This window comes from Paracoccus yibinensis, assembly GCF_030846195.1.
Taxonomy (GTDB): Bacteria; Pseudomonadota; Alphaproteobacteria; order Rhodobacterales; family Rhodobacteraceae; genus Paracoccus; species Paracoccus yibinensis.
This window is the reverse complement of record NZ_JAVCWH010000003.1, coordinates 104,825-119,960: the sequence shown is the minus strand read 5'-3', so window position 1 is coordinate 119,960 and position 15,136 is coordinate 104,825. Positions and strand designations below refer to the sequence as shown.

The 15,136-nt window shown below is 66.3% G+C and carries 16 protein-coding genes; 6 read left to right on the top strand and 10 right to left on the bottom strand.

The features are described from left to right. Positions 1-142: 142 nt before the first annotated feature. The 6 genes from RAH32_RS07765 to lysM form a co-directional block, all read right to left on the bottom strand. Positions 143-286 carry a hypothetical protein gene (locus RAH32_RS07765; protein ID WP_306606820.1) on the bottom strand — a complete coding sequence of 48 codons (144 nt, stop codon included), beginning with the start codon at positions 284-286 and terminating at the stop codon, positions 143-145. A gap of 71 nt (positions 287-357) precedes the next feature. Beyond that, on the bottom strand, positions 358-636 hold the full coding sequence (locus tag RAH32_RS07760; protein ID WP_306606818.1) for an HNH endonuclease family protein: 279 nt from the start codon (positions 634-636) through the stop codon (positions 358-360). Between the two features lie 3 nt (positions 637-639). Then, positions 640-1,488, bottom strand: a complete 849-nt coding sequence (locus RAH32_RS07755; RefSeq protein ID WP_306606816.1) for a glycosyltransferase — start codon at positions 1,486-1,488, stop codon at positions 640-642. Continuing rightward, on the bottom strand, positions 1,485-2,594 hold the full coding sequence (locus tag RAH32_RS07750) for a glycosyltransferase 61 family protein (protein ID WP_306606814.1): 1,110 nt from the start codon (positions 2,592-2,594) through the stop codon (positions 1,485-1,487). Before RAH32_RS07750 ends, RAH32_RS07755 begins: the two co-directional genes overlap by 4 nt. Before the next feature lie 89 nt (positions 2,595-2,683). After that, entirely contained in the window at positions 2,684-4,567 is a 1,884-nt protein-coding gene (locus RAH32_RS07745) for an acyl-CoA synthetase (protein ID WP_306606812.1), read from the bottom strand. Between the two features lie 140 nt (positions 4,568-4,707). Beyond that, the gene (gene lysM, locus RAH32_RS07740) at positions 4,708-5,223 is read right to left on the bottom strand and encodes a peptidoglycan-binding protein LysM (RefSeq protein ID WP_306606811.1); all 516 of its coding nucleotides are present in this window, start codon (positions 5,221-5,223) and stop codon (positions 4,708-4,710) included. Positions 5,224-5,492: 269 nt separating this feature from the next. Between lysM and RAH32_RS07735 the strand changes: the two genes are divergently transcribed. Further along, positions 5,493-5,927: a CAP domain-containing protein gene (locus RAH32_RS07735; RefSeq protein ID WP_306606809.1), complete on the top strand. Its 435-nt coding sequence runs from the start codon at positions 5,493-5,495 to the stop codon at positions 5,925-5,927. Here RAH32_RS07735 and RAH32_RS07730 read toward each other — a convergent pair whose 3' ends face one another. Both RAH32_RS07730 and RAH32_RS07725 read right to left on the bottom strand, forming a co-directional pair. Continuing rightward, positions 5,928-7,724 carry an ABC transporter transmembrane domain-containing protein gene (locus RAH32_RS07730; protein ID WP_306606807.1) on the bottom strand — a complete coding sequence of 599 codons (1,797 nt, stop codon included), beginning with the start codon at positions 7,722-7,724 and terminating at the stop codon, positions 5,928-5,930. 51 nt (positions 7,725-7,775) lie between these two features. Further along, a complete protein-coding gene (locus RAH32_RS07725; RefSeq protein WP_306606805.1) occupies positions 7,776-8,423 on the bottom strand; it encodes a 5'-methylthioadenosine/S-adenosylhomocysteine nucleosidase in 648 nt (215 codons plus the stop codon). Between the two features lie 101 nt (positions 8,424-8,524). Here RAH32_RS07725 and zapE point away from each other — a divergent pair, with 101 nt between their 5' ends. Beyond that, positions 8,525-9,634 carry a cell division protein ZapE gene (gene zapE, locus RAH32_RS07720; RefSeq protein ID WP_306607709.1) on the top strand — a complete coding sequence of 370 codons (1,110 nt, stop codon included), beginning with the start codon at positions 8,525-8,527 and terminating at the stop codon, positions 9,632-9,634. Positions 9,635-9,887: 253 nt separating this feature from the next. Here the strand turns inward: zapE and RAH32_RS07715 are convergent, their stop codons facing one another. Beyond that, positions 9,888-11,159 (bottom strand): bifunctional folylpolyglutamate synthase/dihydrofolate synthase, encoded by a 1,272-nt coding sequence (locus tag RAH32_RS07715; protein ID WP_306606804.1) that lies wholly within the window; start codon positions 11,157-11,159, stop codon positions 9,888-9,890. Between the two features lie 60 nt (positions 11,160-11,219). Continuing rightward, on the bottom strand, positions 11,220-12,140 hold the full coding sequence (gene accD, locus RAH32_RS07710; protein WP_306606802.1) for an acetyl-CoA carboxylase, carboxyltransferase subunit beta: 921 nt from the start codon (positions 12,138-12,140) through the stop codon (positions 11,220-11,222). A gap of 91 nt (positions 12,141-12,231) precedes the next feature. Here accD and cls point away from each other — a divergent pair, with 91 nt between their 5' ends. From cls to RAH32_RS07690, 4 genes are read left to right on the top strand one after another with little or no spacing between them, the layout of a single operon-like run. Further along, positions 12,232-13,659: a cardiolipin synthase gene (gene cls, locus RAH32_RS07705; protein WP_306606800.1), complete on the top strand. Its 1,428-nt coding sequence runs from the start codon at positions 12,232-12,234 to the stop codon at positions 13,657-13,659. Positions 13,660-13,665: 6 nt separating this feature from the next. Next, the gene (locus RAH32_RS07700) at positions 13,666-13,944 is read left to right on the top strand and encodes a 4a-hydroxytetrahydrobiopterin dehydratase (protein WP_306606798.1); all 279 of its coding nucleotides are present in this window, start codon (positions 13,666-13,668) and stop codon (positions 13,942-13,944) included. A 56-nt stretch (positions 13,945-14,000) separates the two neighbouring features. Beyond that, positions 14,001-14,771: a DUF6478 family protein gene (locus tag RAH32_RS07695; protein WP_306606796.1), complete on the top strand. Its 771-nt coding sequence runs from the start codon at positions 14,001-14,003 to the stop codon at positions 14,769-14,771. A gap of 10 nt (positions 14,772-14,781) precedes the next feature. Then, positions 14,782-15,129: a hypothetical protein gene (locus RAH32_RS07690; protein WP_306606794.1), complete on the top strand. Its 348-nt coding sequence runs from the start codon at positions 14,782-14,784 to the stop codon at positions 15,127-15,129. The last annotated feature ends 7 nt before the right edge of the window (positions 15,130-15,136 follow it).

Here is a 15,136-nt window from a genome sequence, read left to right as displayed (position 1 = left end):
CATGGGATGCATGCTTCGCACGCACCACCCCGGCTCAAGAAGGTGCGTGAAATCACGCACCCTACCTATGACTATAGGGTGGAGTTCTTACCCACCACAAACCACCCACGAGCACGCAACGCCTTTCGGCGTTGCGCAGCCTTCAGGCGTTGACTGGCGGCTTGCCGGGGCACTGGGCCAGGATCGTGGTGCCGGGCGCGGCGGTCTCGGGCGCCATGGTCGGCGCGGCGAGGGCCGGGGCTGCCAGCAGGCAGGCGGTCAGGGTCGTCAGGGCAAGCTTCTTCATGGACGTTCCTTTCCTGTCATTGGGTAACGCAGCGTGACCCGAATCGCGTCACCCGCAAACACACAGCCGCGTTACCGGACTTTGCCCGTCCAACCCGGCGGACGCTTGCCCACCCAGTCGAAGAAGCGCCGCAACTCGGGATGGGCGCGCAGGGCCTGGACCGTGGCATAGTTGCGGGCCAGGTCCGTCTCGCTCAGCGTCTTGTGGATGGTCTTGTGGCAGACGTGGTGCAGCAGCACCGTCTCGCCGCCCTTGCCGCCGCGCAGCTTGGGGATCAGGTGGTGGCGGCTTTGCGGCACGCCCGGCGGGATCGGGCGCAGGCACAGCGGGCAGACCGGATCATCCGCCACCGGTCATGCCTCAGCCAGCATCCGGTCGAAACTGCACAGCGCCAGACCCGCGGCTGTCAGGTAATCGAAATGCCGCTCCAGGGCGCGTTCCACATCGGTCCGGCTGGCCTTGGACATGCCGCGCTTGCGCAGGATCTCGGGCGCGTGGCGGGGGGTGTCGTTGTCGCCGCGATGGGTCACGATATTGGGGAAATGCGGGTCGGTGACGGCGACCAGACGCGTCGGGATGGCGTAATGGCCATAGTCGAAGATCGTCCGTGACGAATGCCGGATCGCGGCGCCGGCGCTGAAGAAGGGGCTGTACCAGTTGTAGATGCCTTCGGTCGGGCCATCGGTGATGCAATAGAAGATCGACGGAAAGCTGACCGCGAAATGGGCATTGCGCCACATGCAGGCGGCATGGCGGCGCAGCCGGCGGATATAGTCCCTAGACACGCAGTCGTCGTCGTCCAGCCGGAACTGGACCGTATCGGCCAGATCCAGTCCGATGTCGGGGGCAGCCTGGTGGATCGCCTCGGACACATGGATGGGCGGCAGAAAGCGCAGCACGACCTGTTCCACGCCCCGGCAGATATCCTCGAGCCGGGCGCGATGAATGTCCGGCATCCTGTCCGAGGACACCACCAGCAGACGGAAATCCGCATCGCTTTGATTGGCAAGCGACCGCAGGGTCAGGTGCTCGAATGTCGCCAGTCGGGATTCCAGGCGTTCGGGCGAAAACAGGTCCTTCGACTGTTCCAGATAGATCGCCTCGAGCGCCTCGTCAGGCTGGTTCCGATAGGCCTTCCAGTCCCCCCGGCCCAGCATGGAAAAGCGGCAGACGCCCAGGATCCTGATATCGCGGTCGTTCATGGCCTGTCCTTCGGATTCATGTGATGCGGCCCCACCCCGATGCGGACAAGATCGCCCTGATGCTTCGCCGTGATCCCCGACAGGCTTTCGGCCATGTCCTGTTCGGTCGGCCCCTGCCATCGCGCCGGATCGTCGATAAGCCCGTGTTGGTGCAATCCCATCGCAAGGGCGGCATGATCAAGCTCTCCCCAGCTCAGGTGGTTCGAGGACGCCGCGCCGTTTTCCACCCAGTTCGCCGCAAGGGCGTCGATGATGACCGGATCGCGGCCGATCATGCCGCTGATCTGGGCGGCGATGGATTCATGGGCCTTGTTGTCACGGCGCAGGATGAAGACGATCGTCTTCGAGGGATCGGCCACCATCCCGGCGATATGGAAGGCGGAACTGTCCACGCCGACGATATGGGTCGCCGACTTGTAGAACCGCAACTGGTCCCGCAATTCCATCTTTTCGGGATGCATGATCGTATAGCCGTTTTCGATCATGTTGCGTTCGATGGTCCGTTCGCACAGGACGCCGCCGCGCCCGTTGAACTTCGTCCGCGAGATATAGACCTTGCGCGGCGGATCTTGGGGCAGCGCCTGCGCCATCGTCTTCATGGTGTCGCGGAATTCCGGGGTTCCCTTGGCGATCCTTCCCAGTCCGAAGCCTTGCCCCGGAACCACCAGTTCCTCGACCACGACCGGTTCCCGGATCAGGCGCTCCGGCGCCGTCACGCCCAGAAGGCCCCAGAACTGCGTCTGATAGGACTGGAACGCAAGAAGCTTGTCATGCTTGGGCACGAACAGGATGCTGTCGATGTCGGGCTGGTCATAGGCCCAGCAGCGGGACATGGTTTCGGTCATGAAATGCCCGAAATGTCCGTAATAAAGACCGCCCCACAGATGCCGGCCCGGAAGGATGGCGGCAGGTCTTGCGGGCTTTTCCACGGCGCGCGTCATGCGGATGCCGCCGCGCCAGGTCGAGGCGTGCAGCACGTCCTCCCCCTCGGCCGTCACGACACCGCAGCAGGGGCGCCCCACCGCCTGATCGGGCGGAAAGACCCAGGCGTTCCTGATGGTCACGATCTCACGCGACCAGCCGGTATCGGGGAGTGGTTCGCTCATCGCCTGTTCTTGCCCCCGGCCGATCCGTTCCGCACAGATCGGTCTTAGACAATCGGGCGTTGCAATTAAAGCAGGATCCTGATGGGCCGTCAGGCCCAATCCCAGGGTCGGGTGAATTCCCCCAGCTTCGCCTTGACCGCGGCTTCGTCCACCGACCCGTCGCGGGCAAGCCGCGCCACCAGACCGCGTTTCTTGTCCTCGACCACTTCGGCCACATGGGCGCCGGTGCCTTTCAGCGCCTTGTCATAAACGCGCTTGATTGCCAGACGGCGCAGGTCGGGCTTGAAGATCTTGCCGACGGCCGTCTTGGGCAGTTCGGGCAGGATTTCGACATGCTTGGGATATGCCGCGCGTTCGTGGATATGGTCGCGCGCGTGTTCCAGAAGCTCGTGCGTGGTGACCTCGGCGCCCGCAACCAGTTCGACATAAACGCAGGGCAGTTCGCCCGCGAAGCTGTCGGGCTGCCCGATGGCGCCCGCAAAGGCCACGGCGGGGTGGGACAGCATCGCCTCCTCGATCTCGGCGGGATCGATGTTGTGGCCGCCGCGGATGATCAGATCCTTGGCCCGCCCGGTGATCCACAGATAGCCGTCCGGGTCCAGCCTGCCCAGGTCGCCGGTGCGCAGATAGAGGTCGTCGGCGAACAGGTCGCTGTTCTTGTCGGATTCGGTATAGGTGGATCCGGGAAAGACGCCGGGATTTGCCACGCAGATCTCGCCCACCTCGTCGCTTGCGCATTCATGGACGTGGCCCGCGTCGTCATGGCGCAGGATGCGGACCTGGGTATAGGGCAGGGGGATTCCCACGGATCCCACCTTCTTCAGCCCGTCGACAGGGTTGCAGCTGACCAGGCAGGTCGCCTCGGTCAACCCGTAACCCTCGGCGATTTCGACGCCGGTGGCGGATTTGAAGCGGTTGTAAAGCTCGATCGGCAGGGGGGCTGAACCAGAGATCGCGGTCTTCAGCGATGACACGTCGGCATTGACCGGCCGCTGCATCAGCGCGGAAATCGCGGTCGGCACGGTGATCAGGAACGTCGCCTGCCAGCGTTCGATCAGCTTCCAGAAGTTGTCGAAAACGCCTTCGCCCCGGTATCCTGCCGGGGTTGGCATCACCACATGCGCCCCCGACGCGATGCAGGACATCAGCACCGGATAGGCCGCGAAGACGTGGAACATCGGCAGCGGGCACATCAGCACGTCGTTTTCGTCGAACAGCAGCGACCCGCCCAGCCAGCCGTTATAGATCATGCCCGAATACTTGTGCTGCGCGACCTTGGGCGTGCCGGTGGTGCCGCCGGTGTGGAAATAGGCCGCGACCCGATCCTGCTGCACGTCCTCGAAATCCAGGCGCGTGTGCTTTTCGGCACTGGTGGCAGCCTCGAAGTTCAGAACCTTGGCCTTGTGGCGCACCTTCACGCGCGGACGGATCAGCGGCACGATCCAGCGTTTCAGGCCGCGCAGGTGCCGGTTCAGATCGACCTCGATCACATGGGTGACGCCAGGGGCCAGGGCCACGGCCTCGGCCGCCTTCTGGGCCACGTCGGTCTTGGGGAAGGCGCGCAGCGTCACCAGCACCTTGGCGCGGGTTTCGCGCAGAATGCCTGCGATCTGCTGGGCGTCCAGCAGCGGATTGATCGGGTTGACGATCCCGGCGGTCGCGCCCGCCAGCAGGACGACAGGCGTCTCGATGCTGTTGGGCAGCAGATAGGCGACAGTATCGGTCGGGCCGACGCCCAGCTTGCGAAACAGGTTGGCGGTTTCGGTAACGCGTTCCAGCAAGTCCTGCCAGGTCAGGGTCGTGGCGTGGCTCTTGGGATCGGACAGAAGCTGGAAGCTGATCGCGGGCCGGTCAGGAAAGCGTTCGGCGGTGCGGGCCAGAAAGCCATGGATCGTGACCGGCAAGCCCCGTGCCTCGTAAGGCATTTCCCCTTCCAGGGCGTTGCGGTCGTCATAGCTGCGAAAGCGCGTCATAGTTCCCCCTCCCACCAGGATCACCCTCCTGATCCCGCTTTTCAATACAATGGGCTATCGGCGGGAAAGGGGGCAATAGCCTTGTCCGCGGGGCGCGGCGAAACGCGGCGTCAGGTCATTCCCGACGCCGCGTCAGGCGGTCATTCCTGCGGAATGCGCAGGGTCTGGCCGGGATAGATCTTGTCGGGATCCGACAGCATCGGCCGGTTCGCCTCGAAGATGGCGTTGTATTTGTTCGCGCTGCCCAGATAGGCCTTGGCGATGGCCGAAAGGGTTTCTCCCTTCTTGACGGTGTGGAAGATCGGGGCCTTGCCCGCCTCTGGGCCAGCTTGGGGCAGGTCGGCCTCGACCTTGGCGATGCCTTCGATGTTGCCCAGGGCCAGGATCAGCTTTTCAAGGGTTTCGCGGTCGGCGCCCTTGCTTTCGACCTTGACGGTGTCGCCGCCGCGCAGGGTCAGGTGAACATCGTCCTTGTCCAGGTTCAGCGCCTTGAGTTCCGCCTTGAGCGCCGCGACCTTGCGGGCCGTTTCGGGATCCTGCGGAGCATTGGCTGCCGCAGGGGCCGCAGTAGGGGCTGCGGCGGACTTTGCCTCGGCGGCTTCGGCCTTGCCGAAGACCGATTTCCCCGCGTCCTTGACGAAATCCCAGATGGCCATGATCCGTCCTTTCGGATGTTTTGGAACGATTTGATTAAAAACGCGGGTTCGCCGCAAGCGTTCCTTGTGGCGACCTCATTTGATTTCTGGCATAGAACAACCGTGCATTGTTAAATCGTTAATAATTTCACCCTTAGGATGCACCTGCTTCAGAAGGTGAAACCATGCTTCATTCGATGCGACTGTCTGCCGTCCTGGTCTGTGCCGTCCTGGCGGGGTGCGCACAGACAGCGCCAGATCTCAAGACCTTTGGCGATGATCCACATGCCATGCAACTGATGCCTGCGGGACAGGCGACTTGCCTGGCCACCAGTTCCGGCCAGAACGACCATGGCGCGGCGGCCACGAATGCGATGCGCAGCGCGGCCGGATTGCCCCCTGTAAGCCCCAATCCGGTGCTGGCCCGCGTGGCTGCGCAGCACGCCTGCGACATGGCGCAGCGCGGCCGCATGACCCATATTGGCAGCAGGACGGCCGGTCCCGGCCCGCGCGTCAAGGCGGCGGGATATGCGCCCAGCGTCACGGCGGAGAACATCGCCGCGGGGCCGTTCTCGCAGGAACGGGTTCTGGCGGAATGGAACGCCTCCGACGGGCACCGGGCCAATATCCTGATCCCGCAGGTGCGCGATTACGGGATCGGCCAGGCGATCGGGCCGGATGGCAAGACGCGGTTCTGGGCAGCGGTCTATGCCGCGCCGAAATGATCAGGCCGACTCCGGCAGGACCGGCATGTCCGTGAACTGCATCCGCGCCAGCCGCGCGTAAAGACCGCCTTCGGCCACCAGGGCATCATGCGTGCCCTGCGCGACGATCCGGCCGCCGTCGAAGACCACGATGCGGTCGGCCTTCTTCACCGTGGCCAGCCGGTGCGCCACGACGACCGTGGTGCGGCCTTCGGACAGGCGGTTGACGGCGGCCTGGACCAGGGATTCCGATTCTGCATCCAGTGCGCTTGTCGCCTCGTCCAGCAGCAGGACCGGCGCATCGCGCAGGATGGCGCGGGCGATGGCGATCCGCTGGCGCTGCCCGCCCGACAGCATCACCCCGCGTTCGCCCAGGGGGGTGTCGTAACCCTGGGGCAGGGCGGTGATGAAGTCATGGGCGTGGGCTGCACGGGCAGCGGCCTGAACCTCCTCGGGCGAGGCGTCGGGGCGGCCAAGGCGGATGTTTTCAAGCGCGGTCGTGGCGAAGATCACCGGGTCCTGCGGCACCAGGGCCATGGCCTGGCGGAAATCGGCCCGCGCCATGTCGCGCAGGTCGATGCCGTCCAGCGTGACCCGGCCCGCCGCCGGATCCCAGAACCGCTGGATCAGCTGGATCACGGTCGTCTTGCCCGCGCCCGAGGGGCCGACCAGGGCCACTGTCTCGCCCGGCTGGATGGTCAGGCCTACCCCTTCCAGGGCCGAGACATCGGGCCGCGTGGGATAGCGGAAGCTGACGCCTTCCAGCGCAATATGGCCGCGCACCGGGCGGGGCAGGGGAACAGGCCGGGCGGGGTCGGTCAGCGCATCCTCGGCCGCCAGCAATTCGCCCAGGCGTTCGGTCGCGCCCGCCGCGCGCTGCAACTCGCCCCAGATTTCCGACAAGGCGCCCGTCGATCCGGCGACAAGGATCGCATAGATGACGAACTGCACCAGTTGCCCCGCGGTCATCGCGCCCGTCTGCACGTCGCGTGCGCCCACCCACAAGACGCCGATCACGCCCGCGAAGATCAGAAAGATCACGATGGCCGTCATCAACGCACGCGTGCGGATGCGCGTCAGGGCCACGCCGAAGGACCGCTCGGTCACGTCGTCGAACCGCGCGATGCTGCGTCCTTCGTGAGTATAGGCCTGCACCGTCTGTGCGGCCAGCAGGGTTTCCGACGCCGCACCCGAGGACGCCGCGATCCAGTCCTGGTTTGCGCGCGACAGCCCTCGCAGCCGGCGGCCCAGCACGATGATCGGCACCAGGATGACGGGGATGATCAGCAGCACAAGGCCCATCAGCTTCAACGAGGTGAAGGCCAGCATCGCCATGCCGCCCGCCAGGATGATCATGTTGCGCAGCGCGATCGACAGGGATGACCCGATCACCGACTGGATCAGGGTGGTGTCGGTGGTGATGCGCGACAGGATTTCCCCGGTCATCACCCGTTCGAAGAAGGCCGGCGACAGGGTGACGACGCGGGCGAAGACCGCCTTGCGGATATCGGCCACGACCCGTTCGCCCAGGCGAGTGACAAAATAATACCGCGCCGCCGTGCCAAGCGCCAATGCCGCCACGATCAGCAGGGCCGCACCGAAATATTCGTCCAGCAGCCCCGCGCCGTCGTCGAAATTGTCCACCACCCGACGCGCGGCCAGCGGCAGGACCAGGCTGATGGCCGAGGTCGCGGCAAGCGCCAGCAGCGCCAGCACCACCTGCAGGCGATAGGGCCGCAGGAACGGCCACAGCGCGCGCAGGGCGCCCACGCGCTTGCTGGTGGGCCGGTCGTGAATGATTGTCGTGCCGCGTGCCATGTCTGCCTTGTCCGGTAGCTGTGCCCACAGGGGTTTAGGGGCTGACCGTCGTCAGGACAAGCGCGGGGCGCCGGGGATCAGCCTTCCGTTCGCAAGCTGGTCCGCGATCCGGTCCACCGCCAGGGCCAGCTTTTCGTCGATGATGTGCAGATATTGCGTCCAGTCCGACAGGTGCTGCAATTCGGCAGCGCCGTCCGAAATGCCACGCAAGCCGATCAGGGGAACCCCGAAATGCTGGGCCGCGCGCAGATGGGCGAAGGTTTCCATGTCCACCATGTCCTCGGCCACGGTGTCATAGGCGCCGCCGCTGACGATGTTGGCGCCGGTGGACAGGGTGGCGGTGGGGATCCCCTCGACCCGATGGGGCAGGGCGACGCGGACCGGCAGATCCAGCAGCGGCGTGCGCCCTTTTTCAAAGCCCAGGGGCGATGCGTCCATGTCGCGATAGGCCACGGCCGTGGCCTGATAGACTTCGGCCTGTTCCAGCCGCGCCGATCCGGCCGAACCCAGCGACACGATCAGCCGGGGCAGGTCGCGCATCCCGGCCAGGGCGGCGGTCAGTTGGACCGCACCCTCGACCGGACCGATGCCGGTGATCAGGGGATCGATCCGGGCGCGCAGGGCGGGACCGTATTCGGCCTCGGCCGCCATGACGAACAGGACCGGAATATCCGCGATCAGGGTGGGGGATTTGGGCATGAAACCTCGTGGCGCTTGCCTTGGCAGGGGTGGCACGGGGCGGGTTGCGGGTCAAGCATTGGCCCTTGCGGGGCCTTTGGCATCCGTGGCAGTTGCGCCCCATGGGAAAGGTCAGCGAAGTTTATCGGCAGCGCGTGGCAGAGGGCCGGATCGAGCCGGATCCGGCGCAGATTTCCGTGCTGCCGCATCTGGACCGGGTTCTGGACGACATCGCCGCCACGCCCGCGCCCGAAAAGCGGTCGGCCTGGCGGGTCTTCCTGGGCGTCGGCAGCCCACCGCCCCCCGCCCCGGCGGCGAAGGGGCTTTATCTCTGGGGCGGGGTCGGACGCGGCAAGTCGATGCTGATGGACCTGCTGGCCGAGGCCGCGACGGTGCCCGCGCGCCGCGTGCATTTCCACGAATTCATGCAGGAAATCCAGGCGGGCCTGAACCGCGCGCGCCAGCGGGGCGACCAGGACACCGTTCGCCCCGTCGCGCTTGAGGTCGCGGCCAGGGTCCGTCTTCTGTGCTTTGACGAGATGCAGATCACCGACATTGCCGACGCGATGATCGTGGGGCGGCTGTTCCAGGTGCTGCTGGAACAAGGGGTGGTGATCGTCACCACCTCGAACCGGGTGCCCGAGGATCTATACAAGCACGGACTGAACCGACAGTTGTTTTTGCCCTTCATCGACCTGATCCGCCAGCGGCTGGAGGTCGTCTGCCTGGACAGCCCCGTGGACCACCGGCAGGGGCGCCTGACGGGCGGGCAGGTCTGGTTCTGCCCGGCGGATGCGGCAGCGAAGGCGGCGATGGACGTGATCTGGGACGACCTGACAGGCGGGGCCGCAGGCGAGCCGCGCCGGATCGAGGTTGGCGGGCGCAGCTTCACGCTGCCCTTGTTCGCAGGTGGCGCCGGCCGGTCGGGGTTCTGGGATCTCTGCGGCAAGCCGCTGGGTCCGGCGGATTACCTGGCCCTGTCGCGCGGGGTCCAGGTGCTGATGATCGACGGCATCCCCCGGCTGTCGGCGTCGAATTACAACGAGGCCAAGCGCTTCGTGACGCTGATCGATGCGCTTTATGAGGCGAAGGTCCGGCTGATCGCCAGCGGGGCGGACCAGCCCGAGCAACTGTATAACGAGGGCGAAGGCAGCTTCGAGTTCGAGCGGACGGCCAGCCGCTTGCGCGAGATGCAGGATGCGGGTTGGGGCGGGGGGAGTAGCCAGCCCTGACCAGCGAAGGCCATCGCCTTCGCTGCGTGTTGCCGGTGGAGCCTGCACCGCCGGGCTTCAAAAGCCCGGCCAGCGTCCGCCCCGCCCCCGGCGGGCGCTTCACGCCCACCGAGGCGGGCGCCGGCCTACCGGGGTCGCGGGATGGCACCGTTTCTGATGGCACCCGATCACGCGGGCGGGGGAAACGCATGCGTTTCCTTGTCCCGCCCATGCGGAAGCTGCCCTTGCTGTCTATTGATCGTATCTTGGGGAATTACCCGTTTTCCCGCAGCACCCGCCCCGCCAGATACAGCGACCCGCAGATGAGGATCCGCGCCTTGGGATCGCTGTCCACGATCCCCTTGATGGCCGCAGCGGCATCCTGCGCGATCGCGGCATCCAGGCCAACGCTGGCGGCCACCTCTGCCGTCGTCTCGGCGGGTAGGGTGTTCGGCTCTCCGGGAATGTCGATCGCGGTCAGCGAACGGGCATGGCCCGCCAGGGGCCGCAGATAACCTGCGATGTCCTTGGTGTTCAGCATCCCGCAGACAAGATGCGTCGGGCGCTGCGGCATGGCGGCGAGCGTCGCGGCCAAAGCCTCGCCCCCCGCCGGGTTGTGGCCGCCGTCCAGCCACAGTTCCGCCTGAGGGCCTGCCAGATCAACCAGCGGGCCGTGGCGCAGCCGCTGCATCCGGGCGGGCCATTCGGCCTGCGTCACCGCCGCGCGGGCTTGCGCATCCGTCGCGCCCAGGTGCCGCAGCGCGGCAAGCGCGGTCCCGGCGTTCTGGATCTGGTGCGGGCCGATCAGGTTCGGCAGCGGCAGGTCCCAGAGGCCGTGGTCGTCCTGATAGACCATGCCGTCCCGGTCGCGCGCGATCATCCAGTGCTGGCCATGCGCGAAGACCGGCGCGGTCAGGCCCGATGCCTTGGCCTCGATCACCCGCAGCGCCTCGTCCTGCTGGGGGCCGATGATCACGGGCACGCCGCGCTTGATGATTCCGGCCTTTTCGCCTGCGATCAGCGGCAGCGTGTCGCCCAGGTATTGCGTGTGGTCGATGCTGACCGGGGTAATGACCGTCAGGCGCGGGGCGTCGATGACGTTGGTGGCGTCCAGCCTGCCGCCAAGGCCGACCTCGAGCAGGGTATAGTCGGCGGGCGTGCGGGAAAAAGCCAGGAAGGCGGCCGCCGTGGTGATCTCGAAGAAAGTGATGGGCTGGCCGTCATTCGCGGCCTCGCATTCCTCCAGCGTCGCGGCCAGGTCGGTTTCTGGGATCAGATCGCCCGCAAGCCGGATGCGTTCGTGGAAGCGCGCCAGATGCGGCGAGGTATAGGCGTGGACGCGGCAGCTACCCGCCTGAAGCCCCGCCCGGATCATCGCCTGGGTGCTGCCCTTGCCGTTGGTGCCCGCGATATGGATCACCGGCGGGATGCGGCGTTCGGGGTTGCCCAGGGCCGCCAGCAGCCGGTGCATGCGGTCCAGCGACAGGTCGATGACCTTGGGGTGGAGCGACATCAGGCGGTCGAGGATGGCGTCGGAATGGCTCATGGCGGCAAAAAGCCGGGGGCCAGCCCCCGGACCCCCGGGATATTTGGATGAAGAAGAAGCCTATTCGGCCGGGGCGGGTTCGGGTTGGATCGGCTGGGCGGCGGGCGCGGGCAGGTCGGCGCGGGTCGGCGCGGACAGGCCGCCCAGCAGGCGCAGGATCGAGACAAGTTCGTCGCGCAGCTGCTTGCGATGTGTCACCCGGTCCAGCATGCCGTGTTCCAGCAGGTATTCGGCGCGCTGGAAGCCTTCGGGCAGTTTCTCTCGAATCGTCTGCTCGATGACGCGGGGGCCGGCAAAGCAGATCAGGGCGTTGGGTTCGGCGATCTGGATGTCGCCCAACATGGCATAGCTGGCGGTGACGCCGCCCGTGGTCGGATGGGTCAACACGACGATATAGGGCAGGCCCGCCTCTCGCAGCATCTCGACCGCGACGGTGGTGCGGGGCATCTGCATCAGGGACAGGATGCCTTCCTGCATCCGGGCGCCGCCCGCGGCGGAAAACAGGATCAGCGGGCGTTTCGTCTTCACGGCCCGTTCGGCGGCGGCTATGATCGCGTTGCCCACATACATGCCCATCGACCCGCCCATGAAGCTGAAATCCTGGGCGGCGGCGATGATCGGGGTGCGGCCGATCTCGCCCTCGGCGACCAGCATCGCTTCCTTTTCTCCGGTGGCCTTTTGCGCGGCCTTCATGCGGTCGGGGTATTTCTTCTGGTCGCGGAAGCCCAGCGGGTCGGCGGTGGGTTCGGGCACCTTCACCTCGACAAAGGCGCCGCCGTCGAACAGCGCGGCGAAACGGTCACGCGGGCTGATCGCCAGATGGTGGTCGCAGTTCGTGCAGACGTTCAGATTGTCCGACAGTTCGCGGTGAAACAGCATCGTGCCGCATTCGGGGCATTTGGTCCACAGGTTCTCGGGCACCTCGCGGCGCGAGAACAGCGAATTGATGCGCGGGCGGACATAGTTGGTAATCCAGTTCATGCGCGGCGGCCCTTGGCTGTTTTCAAGCCCCCGAGATAGGCCGCGACGGGGGGAATTGCAATTGCCGTGGCGGGCGGGAATGATGCACGGCATGTGGGCCTCATTCCTCGTCATGCTGCATACGACGGTCACGCTGGCCCTGATCGCGCGGGTCCTGATCCGCCCGCGGCTGGACCCGTCGGTCCGCCTGGCCTGGATCATGGTGATCGAGGCGCTGCCGGTCGTTGGCATCCTGTCCTATGTCCTGTTCGGAGAGGTGCGCCTGAACCAGGCCGAGGTCCAGCGGATGGCCGACGTGCGTGACCGGCTGACGAACCTGCGCATCCCGAACCCCGCCGTGATCGCCGAACCCCCGCATTACGCCTTGCCCGTGGTCGCCGCCAATGCCGCCGTGGGGGGGATGTCGGCGCTGACCGGAAACCGCATCCGCCTGCTGGAGGAAGGCGACGAGGCCATCGACCGGATGATCGACGCCATCGACCGGGCCACGGATCAGGTCCATATCCTGTTCTATATCTGGCTGCCCGATCACTCCGGGCAGAAGGTGGCCGAGGCCGTCGCCCGCGCCGCCAGCCGCGGGGTCGAATGCCGGGTGATCGTCGATGCGCTTGGATCGCGGCTGCTGGTCAGGTCCCCCTTGTGGACCCAGATGCAGCAAGCCGGGGCCGAATGCGTCACGGCCTTCCCCTGGGGCCTGCCCTTCATCAGCGTCCTGTTCCGCAGGCTGGATCTGCGCAACCACCGCAAGATCCTGGTGGTGGACAACCGCATCGCCTTTTCGGGCAGCCGCAACTGCGCCGACATGGCCTTTGCCATCAAGCCGCGCTTCGCGCCCTGGGTCGATATCGTGATGACGGTCGAAGGCCCGGTCGTGCGGCAGTTCCAGTCGGTCTTTCTGGGCGACTGGATGAGCTATACCGGCAAGGACCTGGGCGACATGCTGCAGCCCGTGGCACCCGTCGCCGATCCGGGCGACATCGCGCAGGTCATCGCCACCGGGCCGGACCGACGGCAGGGGTCGATTTCCGACTGCCTGGCCGGGATGCTGCACGCGGCGCGCGACAGGGTGGTCATCACGACCCCCTACTATGTCCCCGACACGGCCCTGGATGCCGCGGTGCGCGCCGCCGCCCGTCGGGGCGTCGAGGTGACGATGATCCTGCCCGCCCGCAACGATTCCATCGTGGTGGGCGCGACCAGCCAGGGGTTCTATTACGGGCTGCTGTCGGCGGGGGCGCGGATCATGCTGTTCCAGGACGGGCTGCTGCATTCCAAGATCATGACGGTCGATGGCCGCATGGGCATGGTCGGCAGCGCCAACCTGGACCGCCGCAGCTTCGAGCTGAACTACGAGGTGAACATGGCCGTCTTCGACCTGGAATTCATCGAGGAACTGGATGCGCGGCAGGACAGCTATGTCGAACGCTCGCGCGAGATCACGCTGGAGGAGGTTCGCAACTGGTCCGTCCTGCGCCGGTTGCGCAACAACCTGCTGGCGCTGGCATCGCCCCTGTTGTGAGGAAACATGGAGCAAGACGACATCACCGCGCGCCTGTCCCGGCTGAACGGATGGACGCTTTCATCCGACGGACGCGCGATCACCCGGCGCTTCGACTTCAAGGGATTTGCCAAGGCGGTCGAGATGGCGAACCTGGCGGCCTGGCTGGGCAACAAGCAGGGCCACCATCCCGATGTCGCCTTTGGCTGGGGCTATTGCCAGGTGTCTTTCACGACCCATGACGCGGGCGGCCTGACCGAGGCCGATTTCGCCTGCGCCGCGCGTCTGGACGAACTGGTTGCGTGACGCTTGTTCGCCTTCCGGTTGCGGTTTATTCATACAGCGCAAGGAAAGGGGCCGCGATGAAGCGTTTGTTGGAGATCCTGCAATCGGACCGAAGCCGCGTCGATTGGGCGCGTCTGGCCGATCGCCAGGATCGCAAGCCGCGTCCCGTCGATCCGGAACTGCGGGAACGAGCGCAGGTCCTGCATCGCCAGCTGGGGCGCTTCCTGCAAGCATCGGACCCCTGGATGCTGCGCCCGGTCGGGGTGCCGGATGCGGATCTGCCGCCCGGCACGGACTGGCACTGGCGTCCCCGCCTGTTCATGGGCCGGATCAGCCCGCAAGCCATCGCCGCCCCCGGGAACGGCCACCGGCTGGGCGAGGATGCGGCCCTGTGGCACGACTGTGGGCACAAGGCCTTGATTCTGCGTCAACAATTCCGTCCCCGTCCGAGGCAGGCGGCCTGCCATGGCCTAACGATCGAGATGCTGGGCTTTTCCGGCAGCTTCCTGTCGCTGGCGCTGGACCTGCCGGCCGAGGCGCTGAACGGCCTGGCGGCCGAGCGGATCCTGCGGCTGGATACGGTGGTGGATGCGGAACGGCCGATCACCCTTTATGCCCGGATCAACCTGGTTCAGGGACCGAACACCCAGACGGTGCTGCGCCAGCTTGGCCACCCGGTCGGGGGGCAGGGCGCGGCGCGGCAGGCGGAATTCGACCTGGCCTATGCCGACCTGGCCAACCGCCCGATTGAACGGGCCTGGCTGGACCTGATCTTCGAGGCCCCGCGCATGAACGCCGTCACCGTCAACGATGCGGTCCTGTCGGGCCGTCCGCGTGCGCAGGCCTAAGGGGATGGGCATGACGTTCGAAAGCCATGGCGTATCGGGTGGATGCTGGACCGGCACGCTGCAATCCGACAGCCCCCCCGCCCCCTTGTCCGTGACCCATCGCGGATCGGTGGTCACCGAGGCCACTGTGCAAGAAGCAGGCCCCGGCGTCTGGGCGGTGTCGGCCGATCTTCCACCCTCGGTCATCGACAACGGCGTCCACAGCCTGTTGCTGGTGGCCGGGGACAGCGTGCTGGCCAGCCTGACCCTGATTGCGGGAATGGTTGCGGGCGACGACCTGCTGGCCGAGGTAGCCCAACTTCGCGCCGAACTGGATCTGCTGAAACGAGAGTTCCGCCGCCTTGCGGCGGGCGGCTGAGGCGATG

What these genes read in the sequence shown, in the direction of transcription:
- accD (WP_306606802.1), bottom strand. Translation starts at nt 12,140, where the DNA reads ATGAACTGGATTACCAACTATGTCCGCCCGCGCATCAATTCGCTGTTC.
- RAH32_RS07765 (WP_306606820.1), bottom strand. Translation starts at nt 286, where the DNA reads ATGAAGAAGCTTGCCCTGACGACCCTGACCGCCTGCCTGCTGGCAGCC.
- cls (WP_306606800.1), top strand. Translation starts at nt 12,232, where the DNA reads ATGTGGGCCTCATTCCTCGTCATGCTGCATACGACGGTCACGCTGGCC.
- RAH32_RS07730 (WP_306606807.1), bottom strand. Translation starts at nt 7,724, where the DNA reads ATGGCACGCGGCACGACAATCATTCACGACCGGCCCACCAGCAAGCGC.
- lysM (WP_306606811.1), bottom strand. Translation starts at nt 5,223, where the DNA reads ATGGCCATCTGGGATTTCGTCAAGGACGCGGGGAAATCGGTCTTCGGC.
- RAH32_RS07700 (WP_306606798.1), top strand. Translation starts at nt 13,666, where the DNA reads ATGGAGCAAGACGACATCACCGCGCGCCTGTCCCGGCTGAACGGATGG.
- RAH32_RS07745 (WP_306606812.1), bottom strand. Translation starts at nt 4,567, where the DNA reads ATGACGCGCTTTCGCAGCTATGACGACCGCAACGCCCTGGAAGGGGAA.
- RAH32_RS07715 (WP_306606804.1), bottom strand. Translation starts at nt 11,159, where the DNA reads ATGAGCCATTCCGACGCCATCCTCGACCGCCTGATGTCGCTCCACCCC.
- RAH32_RS07725 (WP_306606805.1), bottom strand. Translation starts at nt 8,423, where the DNA reads ATGCCCAAATCCCCCACCCTGATCGCGGATATTCCGGTCCTGTTCGTC.
- RAH32_RS07735 (WP_306606809.1), top strand. Translation starts at nt 5,493, where the DNA reads ATGCAACTGATGCCTGCGGGACAGGCGACTTGCCTGGCCACCAGTTCC.
- RAH32_RS07695 (WP_306606796.1), top strand. Translation starts at nt 14,001, where the DNA reads ATGAAGCGTTTGTTGGAGATCCTGCAATCGGACCGAAGCCGCGTCGAT.
- RAH32_RS07690 (WP_306606794.1), top strand. Translation starts at nt 14,782, where the DNA reads ATGACGTTCGAAAGCCATGGCGTATCGGGTGGATGCTGGACCGGCACG.
- RAH32_RS07750 (WP_306606814.1), bottom strand. Translation starts at nt 2,594, where the DNA reads ATGAGCGAACCACTCCCCGATACCGGCTGGTCGCGTGAGATCGTGACC.
- RAH32_RS07755 (WP_306606816.1), bottom strand. Translation starts at nt 1,488, where the DNA reads ATGAACGACCGCGATATCAGGATCCTGGGCGTCTGCCGCTTTTCCATG.
- zapE (WP_306607709.1), top strand. Translation starts at nt 8,525, where the DNA reads ATGGGAAAGGTCAGCGAAGTTTATCGGCAGCGCGTGGCAGAGGGCCGG.